7 protein-coding genes and 1 pseudogene are annotated in these 7,784 nt (G+C 45.4%); 6 read left to right on the forward strand and 2 right to left on the reverse strand.

What is annotated here, in order from left to right:
• Positions 1-522: 522 nt before the first annotated feature.
• Complete coding sequence (gene degS, locus L976_RS01515) at positions 523-1,605, reverse strand: outer membrane-stress sensor serine endopeptidase DegS (protein ID WP_037427151.1); 1,083 nt, start codon at positions 1,603-1,605, stop codon at positions 523-525.
• Between the two features lie 125 nt (positions 1,606-1,730).
• The gene (gene degQ / locus L976_RS01520; RefSeq protein WP_037422060.1) at positions 1,731-3,083 is read right to left on the reverse strand and encodes a Do family serine endopeptidase DegQ; all 1,353 of its coding nucleotides are present in this window, start codon (positions 3,081-3,083) and stop codon (positions 1,731-1,733) included.
• Between the two features lie 440 nt (positions 3,084-3,523).
• On the opposite strand from degQ, the gene zapE reads away from it, so the two are divergent.
• The 6 genes and pseudogenes from zapE to motX all read left to right on the forward strand — a co-directional run.
• Positions 3,524-4,636, forward strand: a complete 1,113-nt coding sequence (gene zapE, locus L976_RS01525) for a cell division protein ZapE (protein WP_047533498.1) — start codon at positions 3,524-3,526, stop codon at positions 4,634-4,636.
• 298 nt (positions 4,637-4,934) lie between these two features.
• Complete coding sequence (gene rplM, locus L976_RS01530) at positions 4,935-5,363, forward strand: 50S ribosomal protein L13 (RefSeq protein ID WP_011073682.1); 429 nt, start codon at positions 4,935-4,937, stop codon at positions 5,361-5,363.
• A gap of 14 nt (positions 5,364-5,377) precedes the next feature.
• A complete protein-coding gene (gene rpsI / locus L976_RS01535) occupies positions 5,378-5,770 on the forward strand; it encodes a 30S ribosomal protein S9 (RefSeq protein WP_006083052.1) in 393 nt (130 codons plus the stop codon).
• 114 nt (positions 5,771-5,884) lie between these two features.
• On the forward strand, positions 5,885-6,073 hold the full coding sequence (locus L976_RS01540) for a DUF2065 domain-containing protein (protein WP_047533524.1): 189 nt from the start codon (positions 5,885-5,887) through the stop codon (positions 6,071-6,073).
• A gap of 66 nt (positions 6,074-6,139) precedes the next feature.
• Complete coding sequence (locus tag L976_RS01545) at positions 6,140-7,435, forward strand: adenylosuccinate synthase (RefSeq protein ID WP_037422070.1); 1,296 nt, start codon at positions 6,140-6,142, stop codon at positions 7,433-7,435.
• 107 nt (positions 7,436-7,542) lie between these two features.
• Positions 7,543-7,784, forward strand: a pseudogene (motX, locus tag L976_RS01550) (flagellar protein MotX); the annotation flags it as partial.

Here is a 7,784-nt window from a genome sequence, read left to right on the forward strand (position 1 = left end):
CTAACATTTTATTAGTGCGCATGCGCGTTTACCTCATTAGACCAGTAAAAACGCGCATCATTAACTGTTTGTATTGCAAAGAACTTATCAGCTTTTTATCTAATACACCATCCGGAAAAACGCGCATGCGCGTTTTCCAAACCTATTAACTAATTTTGGGAAAGTTTATGCGAATGATTTTTAAGGGTTTTATAAATTTTAGGCTGGATAAACGCGCAAACTAATGAGTGTAAAAACACTCAAAAGCATCTAAATTTAAATACGACTGTATACCCATACATTGTTAGTCGATTTCTGGTAAGGCCAAACATAGCCAAATAGATAAGAATTTGTATGGCAGCAGATGTGGGAATTTTCGTTTGAGCTAATGAGCCTAAACACACAAAGGGGCAAAAGTCCGTTAGAAATGGCAGTGCTATATTTAGCTCTGCATTTGAGGGTAGGTAATAGGTGATTTGGACGATGACTCAGAATGAGGTTTTACATGCCTCATTCTGAGATTAACAAAGTTAGTTACAGAGCTTAATTATCGACGACGACTTTTTCATCGATAATAACGGGTAGTTCCTGCTGTTTACCTTGGCGGATAACTGTCATCATGATTTTCTTGCCGGGCGTAGTTTCGGCAATTCTATCCATCAGCATTTCGACCCCAGGCACATCTTCGTCGCCGTATTTGATGATTACATCCCTTGGTTGTAGCTGCGCTCGTGCCGCTGGACCATTAGGATCGACACCAGTAACTAATACACCACGTAAATCGGGCAGGTTGAGGATTTGTGCCACAACTGGGTTAATCGGTTCGCCAGAGATCCCTAAGGCACCACGGATCACTCGACCATTTTTAATCAGTTTACCCATAATGCTGTGGGCCAGTTTAATCGGGATCGCGAAGTTAATGCCGTGGCCGCCACCTTCGCCGCCCACTTGGAAGGCGGCGGTGTTGATACCAATCAGGCTACCATTAGTGTCGATTAAGGCGCCGCCTGAGTTACCGGCGTTAATCGCGGCATCTGTCTGTAAAAAGTCTAAATAACCCGAACTCAAGCCGTTACGACCCGTGGCGCTGATAATACCTTGGGTAATGGTTTGCCCAAGGTTATAAGGGTTACCAATGGCTAATACCACATCACCAACCTGCGGTGGGCTGTCGAGATTGACTGGCACAGTAGGAAGATTATCGCCTTCGATCTTAAGCACAGAAAGATCGGTTTCGGGATCAAAACCTACGACTTCCGAGGTGAATTTGCGGCCATCTTGTAGGGCGACTACAATTTCATCGGCTTTTTTAATGACATGATAATTCGTGAGAATATAGCCTTCTTTACTCATGATCACCCCAGATCCTAAACCTTGGAGTGAGCCAGAATTCAATGGACGGCTCTGATCGATACTTAAGCTGTAAATATTGACTACGGCAGGTGCTGCGCGGCGCACTGCCTTAGCAAAGGACAGTTCAACTGTATTATTACCGCGGTTTTGCAGAAGTGAATTGCCAAGACTCTTATTATCGAAGTAGTGAGTCACCAATAAAAACATGGCCGCCATGATAAGGCCGAAAAGCACGGCTTTACCGAGATATAACAGGGTTTCTTTTATTGTCATGGCAGGCTAAGTATTAAAAAAGGTGAGTTAGATTAACATGTTTAACAAGTTAAAGCATAGGGAACGCGCGTTCCCTATGCTGATCTGCATCTGATTATGGGATATAAATCAGACCGGCGTATCGATTAACGCAGCACTAGGTACAATAAGCTCTTACCACGCAGGATCTTCAGGGCTACAGCACCTTCTTGATCTTTGAGCTGTTCCTTGAGTGATTTGAGATCTTTCACCGCAGAACGATTGATACCGACAATCAAATCGCCTTTTTGCAGACCACTCATTGCCGCAGGCGAGCCTTGCGCGACATCGGTAATTTCAACCCCTTTAGAGGCATTTTCTAATGAGGCTCCTTGCAACATAGGATGTACAGCACCAGCCGCTTTTTCAGTGGTTTGGCTTGCTTCGCCTAAGGTGACACTCACGGTCTTCTTATCGCCATCACGGATAAGGCCCAGTTCGACCTTGGCGCCTGCGCCCATGGTTGCCACTTTAGCTCGCAGCTCTTGGAACGACTTAATTGCTCGTCCATCCACGCTGACAATAATATCGCCCGCTTTAATACCTGCTTTTTCGGCAGCACTGCCCGCAGTGACTTCATTCACAAAGCCCCCGTGCTGAGTGTCTAACCCAAAGCCTTGGGCAAGTTGGCTATCTAAATCACGGCCTGAAATCCCCAATACACCACGGCGGACCTCACCGTGTTCGGCAATTTGAGCCACGAGGTTTTTCACCATGTTTGCGGGAATCGCAAAACCGATACCGACGTTACCACCGTTTGGTGCGACGATAGCCGTGTTAATACCGATCAGTTCACCTTTAAGGTTAACCAGCGCGCCGCCCGAGTTACCACTATTGATAGCTGCGTCGGTTTGGATAAAGTTTTCAAGCATTTCAATGCCTAAACCACTACGGCCTAGGGCACTGACAATCCCTGAGGTCACGGTTTGTCCTAGACCGAAGGGGTTACCAATAGCCACGGCAAAGTCACCAACACGCAGCTCATCTGAGTCGGAGGTTTTAATTGCGACCAGATTTTTAGCTTCGATTTGCAGTAAGGCAATGTCGGATTCTGAGTCGGTACCAATCAATTTGGCTTTGACTTCACGGCCGTCATGTAAGCCAACTTGGATATCATCGGCACCGTCAATCACATGGTTATTGGTGACAATATAGCCTTTGTCAGCATCGATAATCACACCAGAGCCTAAGCCTCTAAATGGACGCTCTTGTACTTGTTCCTGCGGTGCATTCGGGCCGAAGAAATAGCGGAACACATCCGGAACGCGTTGTTTAGAAACATGGGTGCCGGAAACCGCTACAGAAACCACTGCGGGAGTCGTGCGCTCTAGCATAGGCGCAAGACTGGGTATGGGTTGTCCCTCAACAGATTGCGGTATAGCGGCCTGTGAAACCGCAGGCATCATTGTCAGGGTTGCGGCTAACATTGCGGCTGAAAGTACAGATAATTTCGTTTTCATCTATTCATAACTCCAAATAAGGGATCAAGGATCTGGATGTAATGCGTCGTCAGTTTGTGTCCGCACCAGATCGAATCTGTATCGTTACCGGCTATTTGCCTAGGTAACCATTCGGACACGCACCTCATTGAAAAAGTTCATCAATATTAACAAAGGTTAATTTCTTAACGGTTATTTTATCAACATTTTATTGACTGTAACTGAAGTGAAACCTGTGGGCTTTTAAGGTATTTTTCAAGCCCCAATAACTTCCAACCATTGAGTTTAATCAGCTAACAGCATAGTTCTTCCTAATCAGTTTTATCATATTAAGCCGTTGTGCTGGGCCTCTCCGCAAGCTCACTACAGATCCAAGTTGATAGGGTATAAATATATGCTGCGTCATCTTGGCCGTGTTAATATCGACGCAGTTTTTCCAAAGGATAAAAGAGAATAATAACGTGCCCCAGTTAAGCCCTTGGCAGCATTATCAAAAAGATCTTACTCGTGATGGTTTTACCCATGATCCGGCGCAGGAAATGGCGGTAAAGGCGCTGCAACGCGTTTATGAGGATCTCACCGTAGCCGAAGAGCCTAACTCTTTATTTGGTAAGCTATTGACTTCTTTTGGCTTAAAGTCGGCACCCGCGCCTACAAAAGGGCTTTATCTTTGGGGAGGCGTAGGCCGCGGCAAAACCTATTTGATGGACACCTTCTTTGATGCATTACCTGGTAATCAAAAGTTAAGGGCGCACTTTCATCGTTTTATGCATCAACTGCATTTAGATTTAGACACCCTTAAAGGTACGCGCGATCCATTATTAGTGATTGCCAAACAAATGGCGGCAAAATATAAAGTCATTTGTTTTGATGAGTTTTTCGTGTCAGATATCACCGACGCCATGTTGCTTGGCACCTTATTCCAAGCGCTTTTTAAAGAAGGCGTGGTCTTAGTGGCGACTTCAAATATCATCCCCGATGACCTATATAAAAATGGGTTGCAACGGGCGCGATTTCTTCCTGCGATCGCGCTGATCAATCAGCATTGTGAAGTATTAAATGTGGATTCGGGTATCGACTACCGTCTACGGACGTTAGAGCAGGCAGAAATTTACCACTATCCACTTGATGAGCAGGCCGATACTAACTTACTGCGTTATTTCCGTCAGTTAGCGCCTGAGGCCGAGATTTCAACTGACGCGATTGAAATTGAAGGCCGTGAAATATCCATTCGCCAACAGGCGCAAGGCGTCTTACTGGCGGATTTTAGAGCCTTATGTGATGGCCCCCGTAGTCAGCGGGATTATATGGAACTGGCGCGGATTTATCATACCGTGCTGGTGAGTGGCATTGAGCAAATGGGCGCATTTTTAACGGGTGATGATATCGCCAGACGCTTTTTGGCCATGGTGGATGAGTTTTACGAACGAAACGTTAAATTGATCGTGTCCGCGCAGGTGCCGTTAGAAGACATTTATGCCGACGGCTTATTGAGTTTTGAATTCAGACGTTGTCGTTCCCGTTTGATTGAAATGCAATCCCACGATTACTTAAAATCAGAGCATTTACCCTAAGTCTTAGACTATTGCAGAGCGTGCTTTGCGAGGTTTTTCTCGACAAATCTTCAGTGGCTCATTCCTTAGCGTAGTAATGAGCCACATCGATCGAATTTTTATGATTTTTGTCAAAATATCAGGTGATTTTTAACTCACGTTTGTCTATAATCCGCCACCTGCCCACGTTACTCCACCAAACTAGGTGGAAGTTGTACGCCGAGTTAAGTACTCGAAGGGGTACTGAAAGGCAATTTTGTGTTGTTTGTCATTGCAAGCAACATGTGAGACAGAAAATTAACTTTGGGTTTTTGTAATAATGAAGACTTTTACTGCTACACCAGAAACTGTAACTCGTGACTGGTTCGTCGTTGATGCAGACGGCAAAACTTTAGGTCGTATCGCTACCGAAATCGCTCTGCGTTTACGCGGTAAGCACAAGCCTGAATACACTCCTCACGTTGACACTGGTGATTACATCATCGTTATCAACGCTGAGAAAGTTACTGTTACTGGTAACAAAGCGCAAGGCAAGACGTACTACTCGCACTCAGGCTTCCCTGGTGGCATTAAGCAAATCAGCTTTGAAAAGCTGCAAGCTCATAAGCCAGAAATGATCATCGAGAAAGCAGTTAAGGGTATGTTACCAAAAGGTCCACTGGGCCGTGCCATGTTCCGTAAACTGAAAGTTTACGCTGGCGCAGAACATAACCACGCTGCACAACAACCTCAAGTTCTTGATATCTAAACGGGATTAAGCAAATGGCTGCAACTCAGTACTACGGCACTGGCCGTCGCAAAACCTCTACAGCACGCGTATTCGCTAAAGCTGGTAGTGGCAACATCGTTGTAAATCAACGTCCTTTGGACCAATACTTTGGTCGTGAAACTGCTCGTATGGTTGTTCGTCAACCATTAGAGTTAGTTGAAATGACTGACAAGCTGGACATCTATGTAACTGTTAAAGGCGGTGGTATCACTGGCCAAGCAGGTGCAATCCGTCACGGTATCACTCGTGCCCTGATGCAATTAGATGAAGCTCTGCGTCCATCATTACGTTCTGCTGGTTTCGTTACCCGTGACGCTCGTAAAGTTGAGCGTAAGAAAGTGGGTCTACGTAAAGCACGTCGTAAGCCACAATTCTCTAAGCGTTAATACGTTTTGGAATCTCAAAAAACCCAGCTTATGCTGGGTTTTTTATTGCCTAAAATTGGTTATCCTCGTATTAATCACCGATTTTTAGGGTAGAAAAAGCTAAGAGAGAGGAAGATGAGCTTACAGTTATTTATGCTAGCCGTGGCACTGGTGTTGATTTTGGAAGGTGTGGGACCATTGTTATTCCCCAATAAATGGCGCCGATATTTAAATGAACTTTCCAATCAAAATCAGCAAGTTTTGCGTCGAATCGGTGGCTCATTAGTCACTGCTGGTGTGGTCATTTTGATTATTTTTTCATAAATGCCTTACCACTTGCGGTTTAAAATCTGTTAGAATTCTTTTTTAACCACAACCTTGCAGCAAACAATGGGCAAAAACGTAGTTGTTCTCGGCACTCAATGGGGTGACGAAGGAAAAGGTAAGATTGTCGACCTTCTAACAGAACAGGCAAAATATGTAGTTCGCTACCAGGGCGGTCATAACGCAGGTCACACTTTAGTGATCAATGGCGATAAAACCGTACTTCATCTGATCCCATCAGGCATCCTACGCGACAATGTGAAATGCATTATCGGTAATGGTGTGGTGCTTGCACCCGACGCACTGATGAAAGAAATCAACATGCTCAAAGAGCGTGGCATTCCTGTTGAGGAACGTCTGCTGATTTCTGAAGCATGTCCGCTGATCCTACCATTCCACAGTGCCTTAGACATCGCTCGCGAAAAAGCGCGCGGTAACAAAGCTATTGGTACTACGGGTCGTGGAATTGGTCCTGCGTATGAAGATAAGATTTCTCGTCGCGGTCTGCGTGTGGGCGATCTGTTCAATGCTGAACTATTTGCTGAAAAGCTGAAAGAAGTTATGGCATATCATAACTTTATGCTGACAGAGTACTACAAAGTTGACGCCGTAGATTACGAGCAAACACTTAGCGATGCGTTAGCCTTAGCTGACTATCTGAAGAGCATGTGTGTTGACGTGACTGAACTTTTGGATAACGCGCGTAAAGCGGGTGAGCCAATCCTGTTCGAAGGCGCACAAGGTACACTGTTAGACATTGACCACGGTACTTATCCGTTTGTGACTTCGTCAAATACGACCGCAGGTGGTGTGGCGACAGGCAGCGGCTTTGGTCCACGTCATTTAGACTATGTCTTAGGTATCATGAAGGCATACACCACTCGCGTTGGTGCTGGTCCTTTCCCAACTGAACTCTTATGTGAAGTGGGTGATCATTTAGGGACTAAAGGTCATGAATTTGGTGCGACTACTGGTCGTAAACGTCGTCCAGGTTGGTTAGATGCAGTGGCAATGCGCCGCGCAGTACAAATCAACAGCGTAAGCGGCTTCTGCTTAACAAAGTTAGACGTACTTGATGGCCTGAAAGAAGTGAAGATCTGTGTGGGTTATCAACATCCAGATGGCACTATCTCCAAAGTTACGCCATTAGCAGCTGAAGGTTATGAGCAGGTCACTCCTGTTTATGAAACTATGCCAGGCTGGAGCGAGTCAACTTTCGGTGCGACCTCTTTAGATCAGTTACCGCAAGCAGCTATCAACTACATCAAGCGTATTGAAGAGTTGTTAGAAACGCCGATCGACATCATTTCTACCGGTCCAGACCGTAATGAGACGATGATTTTAGTTAGCCCGTTTAACTAAAATCGTAGAGGCCGTGTTTCACGGCCTTTTCTTCCTCTGCTGTTCCTTCCTGTTTGCTTTCGTGGTTAGAAATTCGGCTCGAGCTCAAGAAATAGGTTATACTGCCGATGCAAGTATTCACCTTATTGTCATTGAGAGTCGTTATGCTACGTACTGCATTAGTTGCGCTGCTGCCCTTAGTATCTTCAATGTGCTTTGCTGAAACACAGGCGGTGGATATTTATTCTCAAGATCAATTACTTGAAATGATCCGCGGTGAAAAGTATTTGGCAAGAGTCAAACAAGATGACTGTCAGTTAGTGCAAGACATCGAAGCGCGCGCAGAAGTCTTAAAGCAGCCCCTGTATCA

Origin of the sequence: Shewanella sp. ZOR0012 (assembly GCF_000798835.1) — a bacterium.
GTDB lineage: Bacteria > Pseudomonadota > Gammaproteobacteria > Enterobacterales > Shewanellaceae > Shewanella > Shewanella xiamenensis.